Consider the following 24,449-nt stretch of genomic DNA (forward strand, 5'->3'; position numbering starts at 1 on the left):
TGCAAGAAAAAGCAGCGGCTTTCCCTCACAAATACGTATACGGGTCCCGGTTTTCGGTGCTCACCAGCACGTCCAGCTCCGGCAGGGCGGCACGCAGCTTTTCCGCCACAGCGGCGGTCACCGGGAATTCGGTGGCGTAGTGGCCCGCAGCAATGAGCGAAAGGCCCAGCCGCTTTGCGTCGATGGCATGGTGATGGTTGGCTTCGCCGGTCAGCAGGCAGTCGGCCCCCATGGCGAGGGCATCGGCAAACAGGCTCCCGCCTGCGCCGCTGATGACCGCCAGCCGCTTCACCGGCCGGCCGGCATCCGCAAACTTCACCTGCACCGCCGGGCCGACGGCGGGTGCGTTGCAGCGCACGGCAAGCTCCTGCTGCGCCTTGCGGGCAAGCTCCGGGACCGTGATCTCCTCAATGGCACCCACACGGCCGCAGCCCTCGGCAAAGGTCTCCATGTCCTTCATGCCGAAAATGCCCGCAAGCACCTCGTTCACGCCGCCCTCTGCAGCGTCCAGATTGGTGTGCATACAGACGGCAGAAATGCCCGCCTGCACCAGCTGGAACGGCACATCCTGCGGGCCGAGCCTTTTGAGCGGGTCAAAAATGACCGGGTGGTGGGACACGATCATCTCACACTGCTTTGCGGCGGCTTCCTCCACCACCTCAGGGGTGATGTCCAGCGCCGTCAGCACCCGGTGCACCGCGCCGCCGCAGTCCACCAGCAGGCCGGGATTGTCCCAGCTTTCGGCCAGTTCCAGCGGCGCGATGGCCTGCATTGCTTCGTATACCTGCCGTACTGTTATCATCGCTCTGTCCCCTCTTTTAAAATTGCATCGATCTCGGCGGCAAGTGCGCTGCCATCCGGTACGCCAAGGCGCATCCGGGGCAGCTTTGCCTTCTGCCAGTCGGCGTAGCCTTTTCCCTCGGGCCAGACGCCTGTGCCGCCGAACAGGCACTCGGCGAATGTAGGCTCGTGCGTCTCACCGGTATACTCTGCCGCCATCACCGCATACCAGCGGCCCGCCGCCTGCACCGGGCGGTCTGCCACAAAGCGGAAGCCGTGCTCCCACAGCCAGCGGCGCAGCGCGTCGTGGCGGGTGGCCGGGATCATGATGATCCGCGGCCCGCGTGCAGTGAACACCCACGGAGCCTTCTCCAGGATCTCCCATGTGGTCTGAGCGGAAACGCCCGCCAGCACGATGCTGCCCACCTCATTCTCCGTAAGCACAGAAAGACCGTCGCCAAGCCGAAGCTCAGCGCGGTCTTTACAGCCTGCATGTTCCAGCGTCTGCTCTGCCTTTGCCAGCGGGCCGGGCCGCAGGTCGGCACCGATCACCTTCGGGTACCGGCCCGAAGCTGCCAGCACCGCCGTCAGCTTGCCGTGGTCGCAGCCAATGTCCGCCACCGGTTCTCCCGGCCGCACAAGCTCTGCGGCGGCAGCCAGACGCGCATCCAGTGTGGGCAGCAATTTATGCCTTCTTTGCTGCCAGATGCTCGTTCAGCTTCTCGATCAGCTCATCGCAGTCCACGCCGTGGACAGCACAGGCCTCCTCGATGCTCTCGCCGCGGGATGCAGGGCAGCCCAGACAATGCATGCCGATCTCCATGAAGTAGGGAGCGGTCGTCTGGTCCATATCCAGGATATCGCCGATGATGGTATCGCGGGTCACCTGCTTTGCGTCCTTGTGTTCTTCCTTTTTGAGCATATTGAAAATATCAAACATGATGTTTTTTCCTTTCTGTTTGGGGGCATTGACAGCAAACCCTGCTGTTCCTCTATAATATACCCCAAACCGGGGCAGTTTTGCAAGAGCCTTGCGGAAAATCCGCCCGCCTCCGAAGGCTTTTGCAGTCAACCCTCTCAGGGGGAGCTGGCACGCCGTCAGGCGTGACTGAGAGGGTTCGCTTACTTTTCCGCCTGATAGTCCTTTTCCAGCGAGAAGCCGCGCCCGCTCACCTCCGTTACATGGCTTACGATCATAAAGCAGGTGGGGTCGATGGCATGGGCCAGCTTTTCCAGCTTCGGCAGCTGGCGGTTGCTCACGATGCTCAGCAGCACCTGCTCCGGCTCGTGGCTGTAGCCTCCCTCGCCATGCAGCACGGTCACACCGCGGTCCAGCTGGGTGAAGATGGCCTCGCGGATATCATCGGCGTGCTGGCTGATGATCTTTACCTCGGTGCGGGTGGTGCCGAAGAGAAGCACCTTGTCCAGCACCACCGTATACACGATCACCATCACGATGCCGTACAGACACTGCTGCAGCGGGCTGAACGCCGCCTGCAGGCAGAGGATGAGCATATCGAACACCAGCATACTGGCCGACACCGGGATGTGGAAATATTTGTTCAGCACCAGCGGAGGGATGTCCATGCCGCCGGTGGATGCGCCTGCCCGGATGGTGATGCCCAGCGAAATGCCCACGCCAAAGCCTGCAAAGATGGTGTTGAGCACCAGATCATCGGTGAGCACAAAGCCTGTGAACACCCGCTCCCACAGGGCCAGAAACAGGGGGCTCAGAAGGGTGCTGGCAACGGTGGTGATGGCAAAGCGCCGCCCCAGCAGCACCCAGCCCACCGCAAGCATGGTCATGTTGATGACGAACAACACACCGGACACCGGCAGTCCCAATGCACGGTTGATGCCCAGTGCGATGCCGGTAGCACCGCCGGTGATCAGGCCTGACGGCACAAGAAACAGCACCACCGTGAGCGCATACAGTGCATTGCCCACGATGATGGACAGCGAATTGAATGCGATCTGCTGCTCATATGAAAGCTTTATCATCTTTTGTCCCTCATTCTTGAATTTCTTTCTTCTATGATAACGAAAAATTCCGCATTTATCAAGCGTTTCGCCCATAAATGCGGAATATTCCCGGAATAAATTACATTTTGTTGTTTACTGCGCAGAGGTTTCCTGCACCGGTTCCTCGTCCTCCAGCAGACGCAGACCGGCGGTATCCGTCACCGGCAGCGAGAACACGATCGCACCCGCCTTTGGCCCGGCACCGTCCATGATGGCCTTCATGATGCGGTTCTTTTCCGGCGTGCGGGCCACGATGAGCACCAGCTCTTTTTCGTTCACCAGCTCCACACCAAGGAACTGGGCTGCGCCCTCCATGCCGGTGCCCTTGGCATGGATCACCGTGCCGCCGCCGGCACCCGCTGCGCGGGCGGCATCCATAATGGCGCCTGTGTGGCCCTGATTGGCGATCACCAGCAGCAGTTCGTAACGGGTATCCTTCAAGGTGCTCTCCTCCTTCAATGTCAGCGGCTGGTGCTGGGTGAGGAACATCAGCGCCCTTCTGCCGCCGATGCTGCTCAGCGGCACCGTGAATGCAATGCCGGTGCCCGGCACGTCGATGCGCATTTTGCGGCGCAGGTCTGTCCGGACGGCCTTCCATGTATCCTCCGTCACCACCGCCAGCAGCACCGCCTTCTCGGTCTTTTCCAGACCCAGCGTGGCCAGAGTCTCCCGCACCGCTGTGCCGCTGCCCACCGTGCGCAGGTTCACATCCACGCCGCGCTGCTCATACAGCTGCAAAAAGGCATCGGTGGAGCGGCGGTCGGTGATGGTCACCATCAAAAACAACGAACTCATGCCGCGCCCTCCTTACAGTTCAATGATATCATCGTCCGCCAGACCGGCAAAGGCAAAGGCCTGTGCGGCGGCATGCTGCGCCTGCCGTGCCTTGCGGGTCTTGAGCTGTGCCACAAGGCCCATCAGCTGCACCGTGATGAGCGGCGTCATGGCTACCATCGCCACCACGCCAAAGGCATCGGTGACGATATTGCCGCCCACGGCCACGCAGGCACCCTGTGCCAGCGGCAGCAGGAAGGTGGCCGTCATGGGGCCGGATGCCACGCCGCCCGCGTCAAATGCAATGGCAGTGAACAGCTTTGGCACCACAAAGGAGATGCCGATGGCAAACACATAGCCCGGCACGAGGAACCACAGGATGGAAATGCCGGTGAGCACCCGCACCATGGCAAGGCCCACCGAAATGGACACGCCTGCCGAGAGGGCCGTGCCCATGGCCTGCGCCGAGATGGCACCGTCGGTCACCTCTTCCACCTGCCTGTTCAGCACATAGACGGCCGGCTCGGCCTTGACGATGAAGTAACCGATGAGCATTCCGATGGGAATGATGATCCAGCGGAAGCTCTGCCCGGCCAGCACCTGACCCAGATAATTACCGGCAGGCATAAAGCCGACGTTTGCGCCGGTGAGGAACAGCACCAGACCCACATAGGTGTAGGCAAGGCCCACCGCAATGCGGCCCAGAGAGCGGCCATCCATGTGCAGAGCCACAAATTGAAAAATGCCGAACATCACGATGATGGGCAGCAGAGAACCGGCAATCTCCTTTAAATAAGTAGGCAGACTGACATGGAACAGCTGCCACAGCTCCACCGAGTCGCTCACCTCCGGCAGCACCGGCGGGATATAGGTGCTGTCCGAGGCGCGGAACGCGATGCCCAGAATGAGCACAGCCAGAATGGGGCCAATGGAGCACATGGCCACCAGACCAAAGCTGTCATCCGCCGCGTGACGGTCGCCGCGGATAGCTGACACACCCACACCCAGTGCCATGATGAAGGGCACCGTCATGGGGCCGGTGGTCACGCCGCCGGAATCAAAGGCCACAGCAAGGAACTCCCTGGGCACAAAGACCGCCAGAAGAAAGATGATGCTGTAAAACAGCACCAGCAGCCGGGGCAGCGAGATGCCGATGAGCATTCGCAGGAAGGCAAACACCAGAAACAGGCCCACGCCTGCCGCCACCGACAGGATAAGGGTCGTGTTGGGGATCGCGGGCACCTGATTTGCCAGCACCTGCAGGTCCGGCTCCGAGATGGTGATGAGGAAGCCCAGCAGGAAGCCGATGCCCAAAATCACCGGCAGCTTCCGGCTTTTGGTGATCACCGCGCCCACGCGCTCGCCCATGGGCGTCATGCTCATCTCCGCGCCCAGTGTAAAGAACATGATGCCCAGCACGATCATGGCTGCGCCCAGCAGAAAGCACAGCAGGATGCTGGGTGACACCGGTGCAATGGTAAAGCAGAGCACCAGCACGATGGCTGCAATGGGCAGCACTGCCTGCAGCGCTTCCAATAGTTTTTCCCGCAGTTTCGGGAGGGATGCTTTCAGGATAGCGTCCACCGCCTTTCGCTGTTCTTTGTTTCCAGTTTGTACAAATTAAAAACAAGTATATGAATAGTATACAAGGCAAAAGCCGCCCCGTCAACAAACGGAGCGGCAAAGATCGGCAAAGACGCAGAAGCTTTACAGTTTCTTCTAACTTTGTCTTTATTTCGTCAGATCTCCTGCTTTGCCAGCACGTCCGAGGTGGGGGTCTGGAACACCGGGATATCGGCATAGGGATCAGCTGCTTCTTCTGCGGGCAGGCTCTTCATATAGGCGTCCATGGATTCGGCCACCTTCTTGGCCACAGCCACCGCCTCCACCACGGTGCGGGCGCCCATCACGGCATCGCCGCCGGCAAACACGCCCTCGCGGGTGGTGCTGCCGTCCTCGCTGACGGTGAGCAAGCCCTTCTGGTTGGTCTCGATGCCGGTGGTGGTCTTGACGAGGTTGCTCTCAGAGCCCTGACTTACCGAGACGATGACGCCGGTGTGGGGGTAGAAGGTCTCGCTGCCCTCCACCTGCGTAAATTTACCGTCCTCGCCCTTGACGGTATCGCGGCAGATCAGGCCGTTCTCCCGGATCTCCACCGGTGCCTTGCAGAAGCGGAAGCCCACGCCCTCCAGCTTTGCATAGCTCACCTCGTACTCGGAGGCGCTGATGCAGCTCTCGTCGCGGCGGGCGTAACAGGTGACATGGCGGGCACCGTTACGGATGGCGGTGCGGGCGCAGTCCATGGCAGAGTTGCCCACGCCGATGACCGCGATATCATCGCCCAGACGGAACGCCTTGGAGTTTGCCAGATAGTCGATGCCAAAGGCTACATTGCCCAGCGTCTCGCCCTTGATATGCATGGCGTTTGCCTTCCACAGACCAGCACCGATGAACACGCTCTTGTAGCCGTCGCGGAACAGATCATCGATGGTGATGGTCTTGCCGATGGTGGTGTTGGGCCGCACTTTGATGCCCTTCAGCTCCAGATGGCGGTACTGGAAATCGTCCAGCACGCTGTCCGGCAGGCGGTAGTTGGGAATACCGTAGCGCATGACGCCGCCGATCTTATCGCGGGCATCAAAGATGGTCACATCGTAGCCCCAGCGTGCCAGCAGCACCGCAATGGTCAGGCCCGCCGGGCCAGAGCCAACGACTGCCGCCTTCATGCCGTTTTTGGGGGCAGGGCCGGCGGTCATTTTGTTGGCGTAGGTCGTGGAAATGTAGTCTTCAATAATGGAGAAGTGCACCGGGTCGTGGCTGGGCATCCGGTTGCGCACACAGTGGCCTTCGCACTGGTTCTCGTGGTTGCACACCAGCGCACACACGGTGGTCAGCGGGTTATTTTCAAACAGCATCCTGCCGGCTTCGTCCATCTGGTTTGCCTTGAGCAGACGGATGACCTCCGGGATATTGGTGTGGATGGGGCAGCCCTGCTGGCACAGCGGCTTTTTGCAGCCCAGGCAGCGGTTGGCTTCGTCCAGAACGTGAAGTGCCATGAAGTTTCCTCCTTATTGCGTGCGGTTTTCTGATTCCATTCTCATTTGTTGTATCCAACATTGCATTGCTCTAATCATACACCACAAACCGTCCGGACACAAGTGTTTCTGCATAAATTTTTTTCGATTATTTTTTGTCAATTCGTCAAAAAGATAATTTTTTGACGATATACTCCCCCCATCGGCCCGGGCACCCGGCGGCACAGTGCGCCAAAATCGCTGGCTGCTGCCTGTGCCGCCGCCATGCGGGCGCAGTCTGCATTTTCTTTTTCCAGCTTTGCCAGCGAATGGCTCACCGGCAGGGCCGTATTTTTGAGCATCGGAAGAGCTTCCCGCCGGGCTCCCAGCAGATGCAGATACGGCGGCAGAGCAGGCACTGTCTCCACCTCATAGCCCAGTGCGGCGTCCATGGCAAGGCGGCGCATCCGGGCCCGGGGGTAACGCACCGTGGTCAGCGCGTCCAGCAGCTGGGACAGGCCGGTGCAGCTGCGCACGGCGTTCTCCAGCCGGTGGTCCAACCCCTCGGAAACGCCCCGCACTGCGGCAAAAGGTTCCGGCCGGGCACAGGCCGCCCGCAGCAGAGCCAGCTGACACCGGCCCGCAGCGGTGTAGTCGGTATACGTTCCGTCAATTTCCGCCTTTCTATACAGTTCCAGTGCTTTTTCCGGCACATAAGGAGCCAGCGCATCCGCTCCCTGCTCTGCCCAGAGGGCGCGCAGCGCGCTGGCGCTGGCAAACTGTGCGTGGCCGCTTTCGGCAAGAGCCTGCCCGTGGCCCGCCCCCACGCGGGGCAGCGGCACCGGGGTCATGGGTGCCTCCTGTTCCAGAATGGCCTTGCAGTATTCCACTGCCAGATTGTTGTTGGGCTTATTCAGCAGCGCTGCCAGTGCCGTGCCCGGGCAAAGCGCTTCCACCGCTGCCTGCCGCGCAGCAGCAAAGCTGCGGGCACCGGCGGCCAGCTGCTGTTTCAACTCGGTGCGGTAGGCTGCGCTGCACAGCACCCGGGCAGCTTCCATCAGCAGGGCCGCGTCCGGCGTCTCTGCCCCGAACACCAGCGCATCGCACCCGGTGGCGGCAAGAATGCGCACCCCCGCCCGGGCAAAAGCCTCTGCCCCCGCGCAGGCACAGGGTGCAGGCAGGGCAAATATCAGATCTGCCCCGCACTGCAGGGCGGCCTGCACCCGCACCGCTTCCGGCAGCAGCGGCAGGCTCCCGCGCTGGGTCAGCCCGCAGCTCATGGCCACCGCCACATGCTCTGCGCCCAGCGCCTTTGCCTGCGCCAGCTGCCATGCATGGCCGTTGTGAAAGGGGTCGTATTCCGCAATGATGCCTGCAAACTTCATAGAGTTCTCCTTAAAAGGGCCGCTGTGCCCCGAAAAGATTGTTAAATTTATATCATATTCACAGAAAAAAGCCGGGCTATTCTGCAATAATAGGCAGGATATACAAAAACCTTGTACACAAGTTTTACCGCTTTGCTCGGGTTGCGGCTTGAAAAGCTGCCCACCCTATTATATAATAAACACAGGAATCTGTAAAATTCTGTCCTCACACGTGGGCAGAGCAAAAACATACAGGAGGCAACACAGATGAAAGTTCTGGTTATTAACTGCGGCTCTTCTTCTCTGAAGTATCAGCTGATCGATATGGACGGCGAGAAGGTGCTGTGCAAGGGCCTGTGCGAGCGCATTGGCATGGAAAGCAGCATGATCACCCACGAGGCCAACGGCCACAAGGCCACCACGCCCGCCATCTTCCCCACCCACACCGAGGCTTTTGCCGAGGTCGTGAAGAAGATGACCACCGGCGAGGGCAAGTGCATCAATGATGTGAGCGAGATCAACGCCATCGGCCACCGCGTCGTGCACGGCGGCGAGAAGTTCAAGGAAAGCTGCCTGATCACTGACGAGGTCATCGAGACCATCCGCGAGCTGAGCCCTCTGGCTCCCCTGCACAATCCCGCCGGCATTCTGGGCATCGAGGCCGCACGCAAGGTGTTCGGCAACATCCCCATGGTGGCTGTGTTCGATACCGCTTTCCACAGCACCATGCCTCCGAAGGCTTATATGTACGCCATTCCGTATGAGTACTACGAGAAGTACGGCGTGCGTCGCTACGGCTTCCACGGCACCAGCCACAAGTACGTTGCCCACAAGGCTGCCGAGTATTTGGAAGAGCCCATTGAGCGCCTGAAGCTGATCACCTGCCATCTGGGCAACGGTTCCTCCATTGCCGCTGTGGACCAGGGCAAGGTCGTGGACACCTCCATGGGCATGACCCCGCTGGCCGGCCTGATGATGGGCACCCGCTGCGGCGATCTGGACCCCTCTGTGGTCAACTACCTGAAGTACACTCTGAACATCACCGGCCACGAGCTGGACGAGATCCTGAACAAGAAGTCCGGCCTGCTGGGCATCTCCGGTGTTTCCAGCGACAAGCGTGACGTGGAAGAGGCAGCTGCTGCCGGCAACAAGCGCGCACAGCTGGCTTCCGACATGCTGAACTACCAGATCAAGAAGACCGTTGGCGCTTACATCGCTGCAATGGGCGGCGTGGATGCCATCGTCTTCACCGGCGGCATCGGCGAGCACGACGCAATTGCCCGTGCAAAGGTCTGCCACCACATGGATTGGCTGGGCATCCGCATCGATACCGAGAAGAACAAGCACCCCGTGGGCGATGTGTGCGAGATCACTGCCTGGGGCGCAAAGGTGCGCACTCTGGTCATCGCTACCGACGAGGAGCTGATGATCGCCCGCGACACCAAGGAAGTCGTCGAGAAGTAATCGTTTCCCAAAGGGCTTTGCAGGGGCTGCCGCACGGAATGTGCGGCAGCCTCTTTTTATCTTCCGGCAGTTATTTTACCCAAATCAGCCCTGTCGGATTGTGCTATCTATACAAATAACAAGGCGAATGGTTGTTTTTTGGTTGACAAATTTCAAAAAGAACGGTACAATAGAAAAGTCCTCAATTGGAGGACGTCTATTCATTCAAGCCCCTGGTAAGCTTACTGATCAGCGCGATGGTCCCAAAACCAAAGGTATGGTTACAATCCTTCCGTGGGCAAGAACTAACTAAAGAGGAGATACTACTATGTTTGAAGACAAGACTCTGGTCTGCAAGGACTGCGGTAAGGAATTTGTTTGGACTGCTGGTGAGCAGGAGTTCTACGCATCTCGCGGCTTCGAGAATCAGCCCCAGCGCTGCAAGCCCTGCCGTGACGCCCGCAAGAACGGCGGCGCACGCAGCAACAGCGGTGAGCGTCAGATGTTCGATGCTGTCTGCGCAGCTTGCGGCAAGGCTTGCAAGGTTCCCTTCCAGCCCCGTGAGGACCGTCCGGTCTACTGCTCTGACTGCTTCGCTCGCATGAAGCAGAACTAAGCGCTGATTTTTATTTAAATCGGTAACAAAAGGCCCGCTGTCGAAAGGCAGCGGGCCTTTTTGTATTCAGAGCTTCTCCAGTCTGCTTACGCAGCCATGACGGAAGAAGTCTTTCACACCAGCGGCGCAATGAACTTGAGCAGGATGCCCGCCAGATGCAGCAGCTTTTTGCCCTGCCAGATGCTTTCTTTTGTCCGCTCCACCCTGCGGCACCGGGTGAGCGTATCCTGAAAATCCGCTTCCATGTTGGCAATGCAGTCGGTGCCGCACATCCAGACCGCGTTTTCAAAGTGATGGTACAGGCTGCGGTAGTCCAGATTGATGGTGCCTGCCACGGCTTCCGCACCGTCCGCAATGACTACCTTGGCATGGGTAAAGCCGGGCGTCCACTCGCTGATCTTCACGCCCGAGGAGAGCAGCGCCTTGTAGTGGGTCTTGGCCAGTGCATAAGCGAACCACTTATCCGGCTTGCCGGGCAGGATCAGGTGCACATCCACACCGCGCTCTGCCGCAAAGCGCAGGGCCGTTTCCAGCTCGCCGTCCAGGATCAGATACGGCGTGATGATGTGCACATACTTCCGGGCACGGTTGAGCATATCCATGTACACCATTTCGCCCACCCGCTCACCGTCCAGCGGGCAGTCCCCGTAGGGCACCACAAAGCCCTTGGCGTTTGCTGCCGCCGGGATGGGATCGGACAGGAACTGCTCAAACTCCGGCTGGCGCAGGATGCACCACATCTGCAGGAACAGCGCCGTCATGGAGCGCACGCCTTCGCCTTCCAGCATCAGGGCCGAGTCCTTCCAGCGGCCATACTTTTCGATGTGGTTGATGTACTCATCTGCCAGATTCACGCCGCCGGTAAAGCCCACCCGGCCATCGATGACCAGAATTTTGCGGTGGTCGCGGTAGTTGTAGTGGGTGGAGACGAAGGGCGTGACCGGCGAGAACACCTTGCACTGGATGCCCAGCGCTTCCAGCCGGCTGGGGTAATCCCGCGGCAGGGTGGAGAACTCGCAGGTGCCGTCATACATCACACGCACATCCACCCCCTGCGCTGCCTTGCGGGCCAGCACTTCCAGAATGCGGCCCCACATCAGGCCTTCATCCACGATGAAATATTCCAGAAAGATGTACTTTTTTGCCGTTTCCAGCTGGCGCAGCATTTCATCGAACATGGCTTCGCCGCCGTTGAAGTAGGTGGCCACCGTGTCGGCATAGACCGGAAAGCCGCCGCCCTTGCCCCGCAGATACCGTGCCAGCGGCACCGCTTCGGGTGCCTGCTCCTGCAAAAGCTCCACGGTCTGCTCATCCTGCGGCAGCTGGGCGCGGGTCCGGCCCTCCAGATCCAGCAGGCGGCGCTTCAGGGCATTGTGGCCCACATCGCTTTTGGTGTACCAGAACAGCGGCACGCCCAGCACCGGCATCAGCGCCGTGACCACCAGCCATGTAATGCGCACGCTGTTGTCCATGTCCTGATTGAGCAGATAGACCATCATTGCCGCTGTTACCAGCAGGGTGCCGCCAAAATAATGCGGCAGCAGCTCACCGAACCACTGCAGCAGGCTGAACAGCGCGAACGCCTGTAAAAGCAGCAGAACCAGCACCAGACCAAAACGGCTGAAAATAGCGTGTACCACGCCCTTCTGTCCCCGTTTGAGCAGGCGGATGCCGCCATCCTCAAACACCCGGACCTTGTCCTTCATATTTTGCTGAAATTGTTTTTTCTGCATGGCATTTTCCCTTATCTCACACATTTGCAGCTCCGGGGCTGTAAAAATGTGCCGGTTTGTGTTATGATGTACAGGAACAAGCCCGCCCGGCGCTGTGTCCCGGACAGGCAGCTTTGCACCTATTATAATCCATTCCTGCCCTTTTTTCCACCCAAAACGGCAGGATGATGCAGGAGGGACCCCTATGAATAATCTGATTATTGGCATTGCAGGCGGCTCCGGCAGCGGCAAGACCACCCTTGCTCTGCGGCTGAAGGAGCGTTTTGGCGAGGATGAAGTGCGCCTGATCTCCCATGACAGCTACTATAAGCGCCACGACGAGCTGCCTTTTGAAGAGCGCTGCAAGCTGAACTACGACCATCCGGACGCTTTTGACAACGCTTTGCTGATCTACCATCTGCAGGAGCTGAAGGCAGGCCGCGCCATCGACTGCCCGGTGTACGACTACTCCAACCACAACCGCAGCGACAAGGTGCAGCACATCGAGCCCGCACCGGTGCTGATCGTGGAAGGCATCCTGCCCTTTGTGGAGCCGGAGCTGTGCGCCCTGTTCGACTACAAGATCTATGTGGACACCGACGCCGACGAGCGCATCCTGCGCCGTCTGGTGCGGGATGTGAAGGAGCGGGGCCGCAGTCTGGACAGCGTCATTGAGCAGTACCTGACCACCGTCAAGCCCATGCACGAGGCCTTTGTGGAGCCCAGCAAGCGCAACGCAGACATCATTGTGCCCAACGGCGGCGAGAACACCGCTGCGGTGGAGATGCTGGCCCATCACATCCGCAACCTGATCGAGAAGGCAAACCGGCTGTGAGACGATTGGGAATGCGCTCCGCGTTCGCTTTGCGCATATTCAGCGGAAGAGTTATTTAAATTTTGGGGGTTCAGGAAAGTCTGCGGACTTTCCCGAACCCCTTTTTTCACGAGAGGGGTCGTGGAGGAAAACGGCATGAGCCGCGTCTGCTTCCTTCGGGAAGCGGCGGCGCGCATTTAAAATCATCCCATGCAAAACAAAAGGCACTCACAGCCGGATCGCTGCGGGTGCCTTTTTGTATACAGGGTTCAGTGGATAGAGGTGCGCACCAGAGCGCGCTTGAGGCGTGCCTGAGCCAGTTCGTAGTCCCGCTGAGCGAGGTTCTTCTGCGCAAGGATCTCTTCCGCGCGCTTCTTGGAAGCCTCAGCGCGGGCCTGATCGATCTCCTCGGCCCACTCCCATGTGGTTGCGACCAGACGCACTTCGCCGTCCAGCACGCTCAGCAGGCCGCCCATACAGGCGGCGCGGCGGCGCTGGCCGTCCGCGTCCACGATATGCGCTTCGCCCATGCCCAGCGCGGTGCAGTAATCCCCGTGTCGGGCAAGGATGGCGATATCGCCGTCGATGGCGCGGCAGACGATGCGCTCGGCCTGCCCGTCAAAGGCGCAGCCGTCCGGCGTGACCACCGTCAGATGAAAGGTCGTCATGGTTTACCCTTTCTTCGCTTTTGCGAACACGTCATCGATGGTGCCCGCGAACAGGAATGCACTCTCGGGCAGCTCGTCGCACTCGCCGTTCAGGATCATCTTGAAGCCGCGCAGGGTCTCCTTGAGCGGCACATACTGGCCGGGCATACCGGTGAACTGCTCTGCCACGTGGAAGCTCTGGCTCAGGAAACGCTGCACCTTGCGGGCGCGGCTGACCGTGCGCTTGTCTTCCTCGCTCAGCTCGTCCATGCCCATGATGGCAATGATGTCCTGCAGTTCCTTGTAGCGCTGCAGCACCTTCTGGACGGCGCGGGCGATCTCGTAGTGCTCCTGACCCACGACCTCCGGGCTGAGGATGCGGCTGGTGGAATCCAGCGGGTCCACAGCGGGGTAGATGCCCTGCGAAGCAATGTCACGGCTCAGAACCGTGGTGGCATCCAGATGGGTAAAGGTGGTGGCAGGGGCCGGGTCGGTCAGGTCGTCGGCAGGCACGTAGACGGCCTGCACCGAGGTGATGGAGCCCTTGCGGGTGGAGGTGATGCGCTCCTGCAGAGCACCCATCTCGGTGGCCAGCGTGGGCTGGTAGCCGACGGCAGAGGGCATACGGCCCAGCAGTGCGGACACCTCAGAGCCTGCCTGCGTGAAGCGGAAGATGTTATCGATGAAGAGCAGCACGTCCTGATTCTTCACATCGCGGAAATACTCCGCCATGGTCAGGCCGGACAGTGCCACGCGCATACGTGCTCCGGGAGGTTCGTTCATCTGGCCGTAGACCAGCGCAGTCTTGTTGATAACGCCGCTCTCGGTCATTTCACCATACAGGTCGTTGCCCTCACGGGTGCGCTCGCCAACGCCGGTGAACACCGAGTAGCCGTTGTGCTCGGTGGCGATGTTATAGATCAGCTCCTGGATCAGGACCGTCTTGCCGACGCCTGCACCGCCGAACAGACCGATCTTGCCGCCCTTTGCGTAGGGGCAGATCAGGTCAACGACCTTGATGCCGGTCTCCAGGATCTCGGTGGTGGACTGCTGCTCCTCGTAGCTGGGAGCAGGGCGGTGGATGGGCCAGTAGGCCTCCGGGGCCGGGGCGGGCTTGTTGTCCACGGGCTCACCCAGCAGGTTGAACACGCGGCCCAGACACTGGTCGCCCACGGGCACTTTGATGGGTTCGCCGGTATCCACGGCTTCGGTGCCGCGCACCAGACCATCGGTGCTGTTCATTGCAATGCAGCGCACCACGTTATCGCCGGTGTGCTGTGCCACCTCGACCACCAGCTTTTCGCCGTGGTTGTCGATCTCGATGGCGTTGAGCAGCTCCGGCAGCTGGCCATCCTCAAACTGGATGTCCAGCACCGGGCCGATGACCTGGAGCACCTTGCCGATATGTTTTTCGGACATAGGCTACAACTCCTTTTTGATAGGTTGTTAAATCTCCGCGCCGGCCACGATCTCAGTGATCTCCTGCGTGATGGCGGCCTGACGGGCACGGTTATAATACAGGTTCAGATGATCGATCATCTCACCGGCGTTCTTGGTGGCGGCATCCATGGCGGTGCGGCGGGCGGCAAGCTCACTTGCCACGCTCTCGCACACGGCGCCGTAGACGATGCCGGCCACATACTCCGGGATGATCGCGCTGAATACTTCCTCGCTGCTGGGCTTGTACAGGATCTGGCTGCGGCGGGCTTCTGCCTTCTGCTGCTCGGTGGGTTCGATGGACAGCGGCAGCACCTCCATGGTGGCTGCGGTCTGGGTCATCATGGAATCGAACCGGGTGTAGCAGATCTTCACCGCATCGTACTCGCCCTTGCGGTAGCCCTCGGTGATCTGGCGGGACAGCTGGAAGCACTCGCCCACCGAGACATCTGCCGCCAGCAGCACCTCCTGGGTGAACAGGGGCACTTCGTGATGGACGAAATACTCTGCCGAGCGCTTGCCGATGGGCAGCACCAGCACCTCGCCCTCTTCGGCTGCGGCCTGCTTGAGCACGTTGGAATTGTATCCACCGGCAAGGCCGCGGTCGCCTGCAATGACGATGAGCAGCGTGCGCTTCACTTCGTCACGGCGCAGGTAGGGGTTGCGGGCACGGGGGTCTGCCGCAGCGATCTTGGTCAGGGTCTCATGCAGCGTTTCAAAGTAGGGGCGGCTGTGCTCCACCCGTTCCTTGGCGCGGCGCATTTTGGAGGAAGCCACCAGTTCCATTGCCTTGGTGATCTGCATGGTGCTCTCTACGCTTTTGATGCGCAGCTTGATGTCCTTCATGGAACCAGCCATGCGTTACGCCTCCTTCCTTAGTGTGCCTTGACGAAGCTGTCGGTATAGGCCGTGAGCACGCTCTTGAGCTGCTCCTCGGTATCCTTATCCAGATTGCCGGTGGTGCGGATGGTCTCCATGACGGCGGCACCGGCGGCATCGTTGTCCAGATGCTCGTACAGGCCCTTCTCATACTCGGCCACATCCGGCACCTTGACCTTCACGAGGTAATCGTGAATGGTCGCATACAGGATGGCCACCTGCTTTTCTACAGGCACGGGAGCGGAGCGGTTCTGCTTGAGCACTTCCACGATGCGCTCACCCTGTGCCAGACGGGCCTTGGTGTCGGCATCCAGATCGGAACCGAACTGTGCAAAGCTCTGCAGCTCACGGTACTGGGAGTAGATCAGCTTCAGGGTGCCGGCCACCTTCTTCATGGCCTTGATCTGGGCATTGCCGCCCACGCGGGACACCGAGATGCCGGGGTTGACTGCCGGCATGACACCGGAGTGGAACAGCTCCGTCTCCAGGAAGATCTGACCATCGGTGATGGAAATGACATTCGTGGGGATGTAGGCGGAAACATCGCCCGCCTGCGTCTCGATGATGGGCAGAGCCGTCAGGCTGCCGCCGCCCAGCTCATTGGAGAGCTTGGCCGCGCGCTCCAGCAGACGGGAGTGCAGATAGAACACGTCGCCGGGGTAAGCCTCACGTCCCGGGGGACGGCGGATCAGCAGCGACAGTGCACGGTAGGCCACGGCGTGCTTGGACAGATCGTCGTAGATGATGAGGACGTGCTTGCCCTGATGCATGAAATATTCGCCCATGGCACAGCCGGAGTAGGGTGCGATATACTGCAGGGGCGAAAGCTCGGATGCCGTTGCGGACACCACGATGGTGTAGCCCATGGCACCGGCTTCGGTCAGGCTCTGCACCAGATTTGCCACGGTAGAGCGCTTCTGGCCGATGGCAACGTAAATGCAGATGACGTCCTTGCCCTTCTGGTTGATGATGGTATCGGAGGCGATGGTGGTCTTGCCGGTCTGGCGGTCGCCGATGATCAGCTCGCGCTGGCCGCGGCCAATGGGGATCATGGAGTCGATGGCCTTGATGCCGGTCTGCAGCGGCTCCTTGACCGGCTGACGGTCGATGATGCCGGGAGCGCGGCTTTCAATGGCGCGGAACTCGGTGGTCTCGATGGGGCCTGCGCCGTCGATGGGCTGGCCCAGCGCGTTGACCACGCGGCCGATCATGGCTTCGCCCACCGGCACGGACACCACCTTGCCGGTGCGCTTGACAGTGCTGCCTTCCTTGATGCCGACGTCGGAGCCCAGCAGAACGATGGAGACGGTATTCTCCTCCAGATTCTGGGCCATGCCGTATTCGCCGTTATCAAACTGAAGCAGCTCACCTGCCATGCACTTTTCCAGACCACTGGCGCGGGCGATGCCGTCGCCCACCATAATGACCGTGCCGGTCTCGCTCTGCTCGATGGCATTTTCGTAATGCTTGATCTGCGCACGGATGATCTTGGAGATCTCTTCAGGTTTCAGTTGCATCTTTGTTTGTTCACCACTCAATTCTTAAAAATCTTTCGGGTGGAAATTCGATCACAGTGTCACGGAAGCAATATCCCTGCGCAGGGCGGACAGACGGTTCTGCACCGTGCCGTCCAGCTCGGTGCCTTCGATATCCAGCCGGATGCCGCCCAGCACTGCCGGATCGACCTTTGTTTTCAGGTCGATGGTCTTGCCGGTGAGCTTTTCCAGCTTTTCGTGCAGGCTCTTTGCCTGCTGCTCCGTCATTGCCACTGCAGTGGTCGCCGTTGCTTCCAGAATGCCGTGCGCCTGATTGTAGCGCACACGGTAAGCCCGTGCGCAGCCGGACAGCTCCCGCAGAGTGCCCTTCTCGCACAGGATCTTCAAAAAGTTCAGCACATAGAGGTGGACCTGATCCCGCAGCGCTTCATCCAGCAGGCCGCAGCGCTCCTTTTTGGGGATGCTGGGGGTGCTGAGCAGATGCAGGTAGTCCGGGTTCGCCTTAAAAAGCGCCACGGCTTCGTCCAGCTCACCCAGAATGCGGGCCTCCAGCCCTTCCTCCGCCGCCAGATCGTACAGGCTTCCGCCGTACATCCTTGCAGTCTCGGTCATGATGCTTCACCCACATTTTTGATAAATTCGTCGATCAGATCCTTGTGGTCCTTCTCGCTGATCTCACGCTCCACCACCTTGGAGGCGATCTCCATGGCGATGCCGCCGATCTCGTCCTTGACCTCGTTCACGGCCTTCTTGCGCTCCTGCGCAATGTCGGCTTCGGCCTTCTGCTTGAGGGCAGCAGCCTGTGCGCGGGCCTCGCCCACGATCTCTTCGCCGCGGGCGGTGGCCGTCTTCTGCGCATTGGCAACGATCTCGTTGGCCTCGGCGCGGGCATTCTGCAGGTTCTGCTCGTACTCCGCCTTCATGGCTTCGGCTTCGGTGCGCAGCTTGGTGGCATCGGCGATCTGGCTGTCCGCCTTCGCCTTGCGCTCTGCGATCACATTTTTGACCGGATTCAGCAGGAACTTTTTGAAGATGAACAGCTGGATCATCAGGTTGCAGATCTGGGCCAGAAAGGTCCAGCCGTCCAGCGTGATCAACGCCTGGTACAGTTCCATAAGCGTCTCCTTTCGTTATTTTGTAAAAGGTTCCGCTTATGCCAGGAACTTCATGAACATACCGGGTGCCAGGAAGATCAGCAGCAGGCCGGTGACGAAGCCGTAAATACCGGTGGTCTCGGAAAGTGCAACGCCCAGAATCAGGGTGCTGGTAACGTCGCTCTTGCACTCGGGCTGACGGCCCACAGCTTCACAGGCAGCTGCTGCTGCGTTGCCTTCGCCGATACCGGGGCCGATACCTGCGATCAGTGCGCAGCCTGCGCCGATGCCGCAGCCTGCCAGAGCGATACCACGAGCGAGGTACTGAAAGTCAGTCATAAGATTTGTCCTCCAAAAAATTTTTTTGTTTTGGGAGATGCCGTTGTGAGGGCTTATTCCTCACCGGCAGCACGCTTGATGAAAATTGCGGTCAGGGTACAGAAGATGAACGCCTGAATGCAGCCGCCGAACCAGTCGAAATACAGGCCCGTAAAGGCCGGGATGCCGATCTGGAACAGCTGGATCTGGCTCAAGGCACCGGGCAGCCAGCCGAAAATGACGTGGCTCAGGCTTGCCAGCGCCCAGTACAGCAGTGTGGAGATGACCGTACCGGACAAGATGTTGCCAAAGTGACGGAACGCCATACTGACGGGGGTGGAAACCTCCGACAGCACATTGATGGGTGCCATGATGAAGATGGGGTCCAAAAGCCCTTTCAGGTAGGAAAGGATGCCGTTGGTCTTGATCTTGTAGTACATAATCAGCACGAACACCACGATGGCCCACGCCGCCTCGGTGTTCAGGTCGGCTGTGGGGCTCCACAGGCCGATGACACTGATGAGGTTGCAGCCGATGCTCAGAGCGAAGATCGCGCCGATGAGCGGGATATACTGATCAAAGTGATAGCCCATGTTGTCGTGCACGAACTTGTCCAGCCGTTCTACGATGAACTCAGCGGCGGCCTGCCGCTTTGAGACATTTTCCAGCTTGAGATTTCTGCCCAGCCAGATGGCAAAACCCGAAAGCAGCGCCATGACGATCCAGGTACTGACTAAGGTCTGGGTGATCTTGAAATCACCCAGCAGGGGGATGTCCGTATGGATGGTATACAGGATCTTTGCGCCGTTCAGTTCCATTTGTTACGTTTCACCCCCTTCGTCACGGGGCCCGGCTTCCGGCTCCGGTGCGGGTTCGGGGTCGTCCTCCACAGAGACGTCCACCGAAGGCCCGGCCGGTGCAAGAGGCTTGTACTTTCCGGTTATTTGCAGGTAGTAGATCGTAACGCGCGGGAAAAGCAGGGGCAGAACACTGGCAAAGGGCTGGAAGCAGGGTGCCCCGATGGACACGATGATCCACACCGCCTGCAGAAGCATCCGGACATTGTAGGAAGCCTGCAATGTCGCTTTGCGCCGTTTCTCATCCTGCTCGTCGATGACCTTCTGGCACACGATGCAGATGCCCGCAAAGTTGCCGATGGCCACCGCCGCGCCGATGAGACTGCCCAGAACAACAGTGTAATCAAATTTCACCCAGCCAACCAGGTGCAGAGCTGCAAAGATCACCCACATGACGGCGGTACAGATGGCCGTGCCGCAGGCGATGCGGGTCAGCTCCTTTTTGGATTCCGGCTGCAGTTTCATAAAGGGAAACCTCCTGTTAAGTTTACTGATGCGAATTGAACCCCACCCGCTTTGGTTTTTCCTTTTTGGTGCGGTCCATGTGTTCCTTGGCAAAATACCAGAAGTTCTGTGCCCCGGCAGCAAGGCCCAGCAGGATCGCCGGAAGGAACACCCATTCCGGCCAGCTCCAGCTGTTCACCGCCCACCATGCACCGCCCAGACACATGACCAGAGGCAGCAGCATATTCAGGCCAAGCTGGGTCAGCCAGACAAGATCCTCCAGTGCCTTATACCAGCCCTTCAATCTGCAATTCCTCCCTGTGTGGTCTTCCTGTGCAAAAGCCAGATTCTGGATTTTATGCCACAGATTTGCAATCAGCAAAAAATCTTATAACGATAGTATAATTCAAACCGGCCGTTTTTTCAATCAATTTTCCACTGTTTTCTAGTAAAATTTCATAGTTTGTTTACACTAATGCCGTAACTGTACGCCCTGTATGGAGTTTGTGCGTCTGCGGGCACATCAATACCAAAAGTTTGATGGTTCTGTTGTGCAGAATGCAAAAAACGGGCGAACCCTCTCAGGCGCTGACGCGCCAGCTCTCCCGAAGGGCGAGTTTTTATGCATCTTTCGGGCAGCACAAATAAAGCTCCCCCTTTCGGGGGAGCTGCTGAGCGAAGCGAAACTGAGAGGGTCACACAAAAAAGCCGCCCGGCTCTTTGGGAACCGGGCGGCAGCTGTTATGCAGTTTTCAGAACATTACCAGAGGTTTGCCGTCTCGTTGTACAGGCCCTCGTAGCTCTTGGCGGAGACATCCCAGCTGAAATCGCACTCCATGCAGTGATGCACGAGGTTCTTCCAGTTCTCCTTGTCATAGTAAGCATTCTGTGCGTTGCAGCAGGCCACATACAGCTCGTGGGCATTGTAGCCCGCAAAGGTGAAGCCGTTGCCCTCGCCCATGGTGCTGTCGTGGATGGAGTCGCGCAGACCGCCGGTCTCGCGGACGATGGGAGGCGTACCGTAGCGGCAGGCCACCATCTGTGCCAGACCGCAGGGCTCGCTCTTGGAAGGCATGATGAAGGCATCTGCACCTGCGTAGATCTCCTGCGACAGGGCCGGCTCAAAGCCGATGTAGGTGCCTACGCGGCCCGGGTGGCGTGCGCACAGGTCGGAGAAGAAGTTCTCGTACTGGCTCTCGCCGCTGCCCAGAATGACCAGCTCGATGCCGCGGTCCACCAGACCATCGGCGATGCTCTGCACCAGATCAAAGCCCTTCATGCCGACCATGCGGCTGACCATGGCAAAGACGGGGCTGCCGTCCTTGTTCAGGCCGAACTTATCCTGCAGGGCTTCCTTGCACTTTGCCTTGCCCTCTTCAAAGTTGGTGATGTCGTAGTTGAAGGGGATGTTCTTATCCGTAGCGGGATCGTTGGAATCGGTATCGATGCCGTTCAGGATGCCGCACAGCTTGTACTGCTTCTCCCGCAGCAGGGCGTCCAGACCATAGCTGAACCACGGGTCGAGGATCTCCATGGCATAGGTGGGGCTGACGGTGGTGATCTTGTCGGCGGTCTCGAAGGCGCCCTTCATAAAGTTTGCGCAGCCATCGTACTCCACGATGTGCTGATCCCGGCGGCCGATGCCGCAGGTGTCCTCCAGAATGTCGGTGCCGTACTTGCCCTGATAAGCGATGTTGTGGATGGTGAAAATGGTCTTGATGCGGTTGAACTTATCCAGATGACGGTAGTACAGATTCAGGTACACCGGCACCAGTGCGGTCTGCCAGTCGTTGCAGTTGATGATATCGGGGGTGAAATCGATGTAGAACAGGGTCTCTAAAACGGCGCGGGAGAAGAAGGCGAAACGCTCGCCGTCATCGTAGAAGCCGTACAGGCCGCGGCGCTTGAAGTAATACTCGTTGTCCAGGAAGTAGTAGGTCACGCCGTTCCGCTCGGTCTTGAACAGGCCGCAGTACTGGCTGCGCCAGCCCACGGGGACGGAATAATTGGTCACGTACTCCAGCGTATCACGGAACTTCAGATCGCCGTACAGGGGCATGATGACGCGGGCGTCCACGCCGTCCTTGACCAGAGCCTTGGGCAGTGCGCCCGCAACGTCGGCCAGACCACCGGATTTTGCAAAGGGTGCAGCTTCCGAAGCAGCATACAGGATTCTCATAGGATCGCTCCTTTCATATGTTTGGGTCATTTCGTGCTCCCCGCCGCATTTTTCAGCGGCACGAACCATTTTTACAAAAGAGCAGGCGGGGGCACACAGGTGCCCCCGCCCCTCTCAAGAGGGGCTACCGGGGAGGAAGCCGCCCCTATGGATAATGCAACAGATCAGACGGTGTGGTTCTTCTGCACGTACACCGGGAAGCTCTCGGTGCCGGACAGCTTCTTGCCGGCAGTGATCTTCACGTTCTTATCGGTAACAACGCAGTCCAGCTCGGCATTGGCTTCCACCACCGTATCCTGCATCAGCACGCAGTTCTTGACAACGGCACCCTTCTTGACCTTGACGCCGCGGAACAGCACGCAGTTCTCCACTGTGCCTTCGATCACGCAGCCGTCGGCCAGAATGGAGTCGGTCACCTTGCAGCCCGGCACATAGCGGGTGGGGTTGTCGTCGCGGATCTTGGTGTAGACCGGGCTCTTCTTGGGGAACAGCTTTTCCAGATTCTCGTCATCGGTCAGCTTGAGGTTCTCGTCGAAGTAGCTCTTCATGTCACAGACATGTGCCACATAGCCGGTGTACTCCAGAGCGTGGATGTTCAGGATGTTGACATTGTGGGCCAGAATATCGCGCTCGAAGTAGATCAGGCCGCGGGAGGTCGCATCCCGGACCAGCTTGAGCAGAGTCTCGCGCTCCAGAACATAGATGTTCAGGTCAAGGTTCTGCACGCCGGGGCGGTAATCGTTGAACAGCAGCTCGGTCACACGGCCGTCGGCATCAACGGTCAGGGTGTAGTTGTCGTTCTTGCGGCCCTCGGGGATCTCGGTCTTCTGGTAAGCGACGGTCACATCGGCACCGCTTGCCTGATGGGCGGCCAGCAGGGCGTTGAAGTCGTAGTTCAGGGCAACATTGGCGTCGCTCATGACCACGTACTTTTCCTTCTGGTTCTCCAGGAAGTTCATGATGGAGCCCAGAGCTTCCACACGGCCGGAATAGATGCGCACGCCCTTCTCAGCGAAAGGAGGCACGATGTTCAGGCCGCCGTGACGGCGGGCCATATCCCACTCACGACCGGTGCCCAGATGATCCATCAGGGAGTGGTAGTTCTTGCGCACCACGATGGAAACATTGGAGATACCGCAGTTTGCCATGCTGGACAGAACAAAGTCCACCATACGGTAGCGGCCCGCGAAGGGGATCGAAGCCATTGCGCGCTCGGTCACCAGCTCGGGGACGGTATTATCATAACTGTTGGGGAAAATAATACCCAACGCATTGGTGTTCTGGCTCAGCATACTTCCATACCCTCCTTGACGGATTCAAAGACTTTGGCGCCTTCCTTGACGGTTGCGCCTGCGCCGACGGTCAGGCCGGTGCCCACATGGGCAATGGGGCCATCGCCGCCCACACGTGCGCCTGCACCGATCACAACATCCTCCGCCAGGATGCAGCGCTTGACAACAGCACCAGCCTTGACCACAACGCCGTCCATCAGGACTGCGTCCTCAACGGTAGCGCCCTCTTCCACAATAACGCCTGCGCTCAGCACAGAGTGATGCACATTGCCGTAGATCTTGCAGCCCTCGGTGACGAGGGAATCCTGCACCACAGCGCGGGGGCCGATCTTCTGCGGAGGCAGGACCGGGTTGCGGCTGTAGATTTTCCACTCCTCGTCAAAGATATCGATGCCGGAGTTTTCGGGGTCCAGCACCTCCATGTTGGCTTCCCACAGGCTGTCGATGGTGCCCACGTCACGCCAGTAGCCGGCAAAGCGGTAAGCATACATCTTGCGGCCGTCCCGCAGCAGGGCCGGGATGATGTTCATGCCAAAGTCGTTCTTGGAGTTGGGGTCTGCCTCATCCTCTTCCAGATACTTCTTCAGAACGTCCCAGTTGAAGATGTAGATGCCCATGGAAGCCAGATTGGACTTGGGTACCGGGGGCTTCTCCTGGAACTCGGTGATGCGGTCGTTCTCGTCAGCCACCATCAGGCCGAAGCGGGAGGCTTCCTTCCAGTCCACTTCCATAACAGCCACAGAGAACTCTGCGCCCTTCTCCTTGTGGAAGCGCAGGAAGTCGGCATAGTCCTGCTTGCAGATCTGATCGCCGGACAGGATGATCACATACTCGGGATCGTAGCTGTCGATGAAGCCGATGTTCTGGTAGATGGCGTTTGCAGTGCCCTTGTACCAATCAGTGCCCTTTGCCTGCTCGTAGGGCGGCAGGGTGTGCACGCCGCCGTGCAGACGGTCCAGATCCCAGGGCTGGCCATTGCCGATGTACTCGTTCAGCTTCTGGGGCTGATACTGGGTCGCGATGCCAACGGTGTCGATGTTGGAGTTCACGCAGTTGGACAGCGGGAAGTCCACGATGCGGTACTTGCCGCCGAAGGACACTGCGGGTTTTGCCGTTTTCTGTGTCAGCGCGTACAAGCGCGAGCCACGTCCACCGGCAAGGATCATTGCCACAATTTCTTTTGCCATAGCTTTATTCTCCCCTTTAACATTAACATTTCCGTAATTCGGAAATGATCGTCAACGTGTGCGGTATGGGTCGGCCGAAG

General features: G+C 59.2%; 25 protein-coding genes. 3 read left to right on the plus strand and 22 right to left on the minus strand.

Annotated elements, in window-relative coordinates; all coding sequences use genetic code 11:
- Positions 1–25: 25 nt before the first annotated feature.
- The 8 genes from MTP37_RS12070 to MTP37_RS12105 all read right to left on the minus strand — a co-directional run bounded on the left by MTP37_RS12070 (position 26) and on the right by MTP37_RS12105 (position 7,975).
- Entirely contained in the window at positions 26–802 is a 777-nt protein-coding gene (locus MTP37_RS12070) for a Nif3-like dinuclear metal center hexameric protein (RefSeq protein ID WP_249237485.1), read from the minus strand.
- A complete protein-coding gene (locus tag MTP37_RS12075; protein ID WP_249237486.1) occupies positions 799–1,464 on the minus strand; it encodes a class I SAM-dependent methyltransferase in 666 nt (221 codons plus the stop codon). Before MTP37_RS12075 ends, MTP37_RS12070 begins: the two co-directional genes overlap by 4 nt.
- A 1-nt stretch (position 1,465) precedes the next feature.
- The gene (locus MTP37_RS12080; RefSeq protein ID WP_249237487.1) at positions 1,466–1,720 is read right to left on the minus strand and encodes a DUF1858 domain-containing protein; all 255 of its coding nucleotides are present in this window, start codon (positions 1,718–1,720) and stop codon (positions 1,466–1,468) included.
- Between the two features lie 182 nt (positions 1,721–1,902).
- Positions 1,903–2,781, minus strand: a complete 879-nt coding sequence (locus tag MTP37_RS12085; protein WP_249237488.1) for a YitT family protein — start codon at positions 2,779–2,781, stop codon at positions 1,903–1,905.
- A gap of 114 nt (positions 2,782–2,895) precedes the next feature.
- Complete coding sequence (locus tag MTP37_RS12090) at positions 2,896–3,597, minus strand: P-II family nitrogen regulator (protein ID WP_249237489.1); 702 nt, start codon at positions 3,595–3,597, stop codon at positions 2,896–2,898.
- A 12-nt stretch (positions 3,598–3,609) separates the two neighbouring features.
- Positions 3,610–5,160: a DUF1538 domain-containing protein gene (locus MTP37_RS12095; protein ID WP_249237490.1), complete on the minus strand. Its 1,551-nt coding sequence runs from the start codon at positions 5,158–5,160 to the stop codon at positions 3,610–3,612.
- Positions 5,161–5,315: 155 nt separating this feature from the next.
- Positions 5,316–6,632, minus strand: a complete 1,317-nt coding sequence (locus MTP37_RS12100; protein ID WP_249237491.1) for an NAD(P)-dependent oxidoreductase — start codon at positions 6,630–6,632, stop codon at positions 5,316–5,318.
- Positions 6,633–6,769: 137 nt separating this feature from the next.
- Positions 6,770–7,975, minus strand: coding sequence for a nucleotidyltransferase family protein (locus MTP37_RS12105; RefSeq protein WP_249237492.1), 1,206 nt, complete (start codon positions 7,973–7,975; stop codon positions 6,770–6,772).
- A 246-nt stretch (positions 7,976–8,221) separates the two neighbouring features.
- On the opposite strand from MTP37_RS12105, the gene MTP37_RS12110 reads away from it, so the two are divergent.
- A complete protein-coding gene (locus MTP37_RS12110) occupies positions 8,222–9,418 on the plus strand; it encodes an acetate/propionate family kinase (RefSeq protein ID WP_249237493.1) in 1,197 nt (398 codons plus the stop codon).
- Between the two features lie 307 nt (positions 9,419–9,725).
- Positions 9,726–10,013: a zinc-ribbon domain containing protein gene (locus tag MTP37_RS12115; protein WP_005921120.1), complete on the plus strand. Its 288-nt coding sequence runs from the start codon at positions 9,726–9,728 to the stop codon at positions 10,011–10,013.
- A gap of 113 nt (positions 10,014–10,126) precedes the next feature.
- Here the strand turns inward: MTP37_RS12115 and MTP37_RS12120 are convergent, their stop codons facing one another.
- Positions 10,127–11,746: a phospholipase D-like domain-containing protein gene (locus tag MTP37_RS12120; protein ID WP_249237494.1), complete on the minus strand. Its 1,620-nt coding sequence runs from the start codon at positions 11,744–11,746 to the stop codon at positions 10,127–10,129.
- 184 nt (positions 11,747–11,930) lie between these two features.
- Here MTP37_RS12120 and udk point away from each other — a divergent pair, with 184 nt between their 5' ends.
- A complete protein-coding gene (gene udk, locus MTP37_RS12125; RefSeq protein WP_249237495.1) occupies positions 11,931–12,560 on the plus strand; it encodes a uridine kinase in 630 nt (209 codons plus the stop codon).
- A gap of 248 nt (positions 12,561–12,808) precedes the next feature.
- On the opposite strand, the gene atpC is transcribed toward udk, so the two are convergent.
- From atpC to MTP37_RS12190, 13 genes are all read right to left on the minus strand, one after another.
- A complete protein-coding gene (gene atpC, locus MTP37_RS12130; RefSeq protein ID WP_249237496.1) occupies positions 12,809–13,207 on the minus strand; it encodes an ATP synthase F1 subunit epsilon in 399 nt (132 codons plus the stop codon).
- Positions 13,208–13,210: 3 nt separating this feature from the next.
- Positions 13,211–14,605 carry a F0F1 ATP synthase subunit beta gene (gene atpD, locus MTP37_RS12135; protein WP_005938088.1) on the minus strand — a complete coding sequence of 465 codons (1,395 nt, stop codon included), beginning with the start codon at positions 14,603–14,605 and terminating at the stop codon, positions 13,211–13,213.
- A 27-nt stretch (positions 14,606–14,632) separates the two neighbouring features.
- Positions 14,633–15,481, minus strand: a complete 849-nt coding sequence (atpG, locus tag MTP37_RS12140; protein ID WP_249237497.1) for an ATP synthase F1 subunit gamma — start codon at positions 15,479–15,481, stop codon at positions 14,633–14,635.
- A gap of 17 nt (positions 15,482–15,498) precedes the next feature.
- Complete coding sequence (gene atpA / locus MTP37_RS12145) at positions 15,499–17,019, minus strand: F0F1 ATP synthase subunit alpha (protein WP_249237498.1); 1,521 nt, start codon at positions 17,017–17,019, stop codon at positions 15,499–15,501.
- A 51-nt stretch (positions 17,020–17,070) separates the two neighbouring features.
- Positions 17,071–17,610: an ATP synthase F1 subunit delta gene (atpH, locus tag MTP37_RS12150; RefSeq protein WP_249237499.1), complete on the minus strand. Its 540-nt coding sequence runs from the start codon at positions 17,608–17,610 to the stop codon at positions 17,071–17,073.
- Entirely contained in the window at positions 17,607–18,113 is a 507-nt protein-coding gene (atpF, locus tag MTP37_RS12155; RefSeq protein ID WP_097774383.1) for a F0F1 ATP synthase subunit B, read from the minus strand. Before atpF ends, atpH begins: the two co-directional genes overlap by 4 nt.
- A gap of 36 nt (positions 18,114–18,149) precedes the next feature.
- Positions 18,150–18,431 (minus strand): ATP synthase F0 subunit C, encoded by a 282-nt coding sequence (atpE, locus tag MTP37_RS12160; protein ID WP_005930278.1) that lies wholly within the window; start codon positions 18,429–18,431, stop codon positions 18,150–18,152.
- 53 nt (positions 18,432–18,484) lie between these two features.
- On the minus strand, positions 18,485–19,228 hold the full coding sequence (locus MTP37_RS12165) for a F0F1 ATP synthase subunit A (protein ID WP_249237500.1): 744 nt from the start codon (positions 19,226–19,228) through the stop codon (positions 18,485–18,487).
- A 3-nt stretch (positions 19,229–19,231) separates the two neighbouring features.
- Positions 19,232–19,732 (minus strand): ATP synthase subunit I, encoded by a 501-nt coding sequence (locus MTP37_RS12170; RefSeq protein ID WP_249237501.1) that lies wholly within the window; start codon positions 19,730–19,732, stop codon positions 19,232–19,234.
- Positions 19,733–19,754: 22 nt separating this feature from the next.
- Positions 19,755–20,015 carry an AtpZ/AtpI family protein gene (locus MTP37_RS12175; RefSeq protein WP_249237502.1) on the minus strand — a complete coding sequence of 87 codons (261 nt, stop codon included), beginning with the start codon at positions 20,013–20,015 and terminating at the stop codon, positions 19,755–19,757.
- Positions 20,016–20,471: 456 nt separating this feature from the next.
- Positions 20,472–21,890, minus strand: coding sequence for a glycogen synthase (locus MTP37_RS12180; RefSeq protein WP_097774381.1), 1,419 nt, complete (start codon positions 21,888–21,890; stop codon positions 20,472–20,474).
- A 164-nt stretch (positions 21,891–22,054) separates the two neighbouring features.
- Positions 22,055–23,182 carry a glucose-1-phosphate adenylyltransferase subunit GlgD gene (glgD, locus tag MTP37_RS12185; RefSeq protein ID WP_154256293.1) on the minus strand — a complete coding sequence of 376 codons (1,128 nt, stop codon included), beginning with the start codon at positions 23,180–23,182 and terminating at the stop codon, positions 22,055–22,057.
- Positions 23,176–24,369, minus strand: coding sequence for a glucose-1-phosphate adenylyltransferase (locus tag MTP37_RS12190; RefSeq protein WP_249237503.1), 1,194 nt, complete (start codon positions 24,367–24,369; stop codon positions 23,176–23,178). The genes glgD and MTP37_RS12190 overlap by 7 nt, the downstream gene beginning before the upstream one ends.
- Between the last annotated feature and the right edge of the window lie 80 nt (positions 24,370–24,449).

The sequence above is a fragment of the Faecalibacterium sp. HTF-F genome (assembly GCF_023347535.1).
Lineage (GTDB): Bacteria > Bacillota > Clostridia > Oscillospirales > Ruminococcaceae > Faecalibacterium > Faecalibacterium wellingii.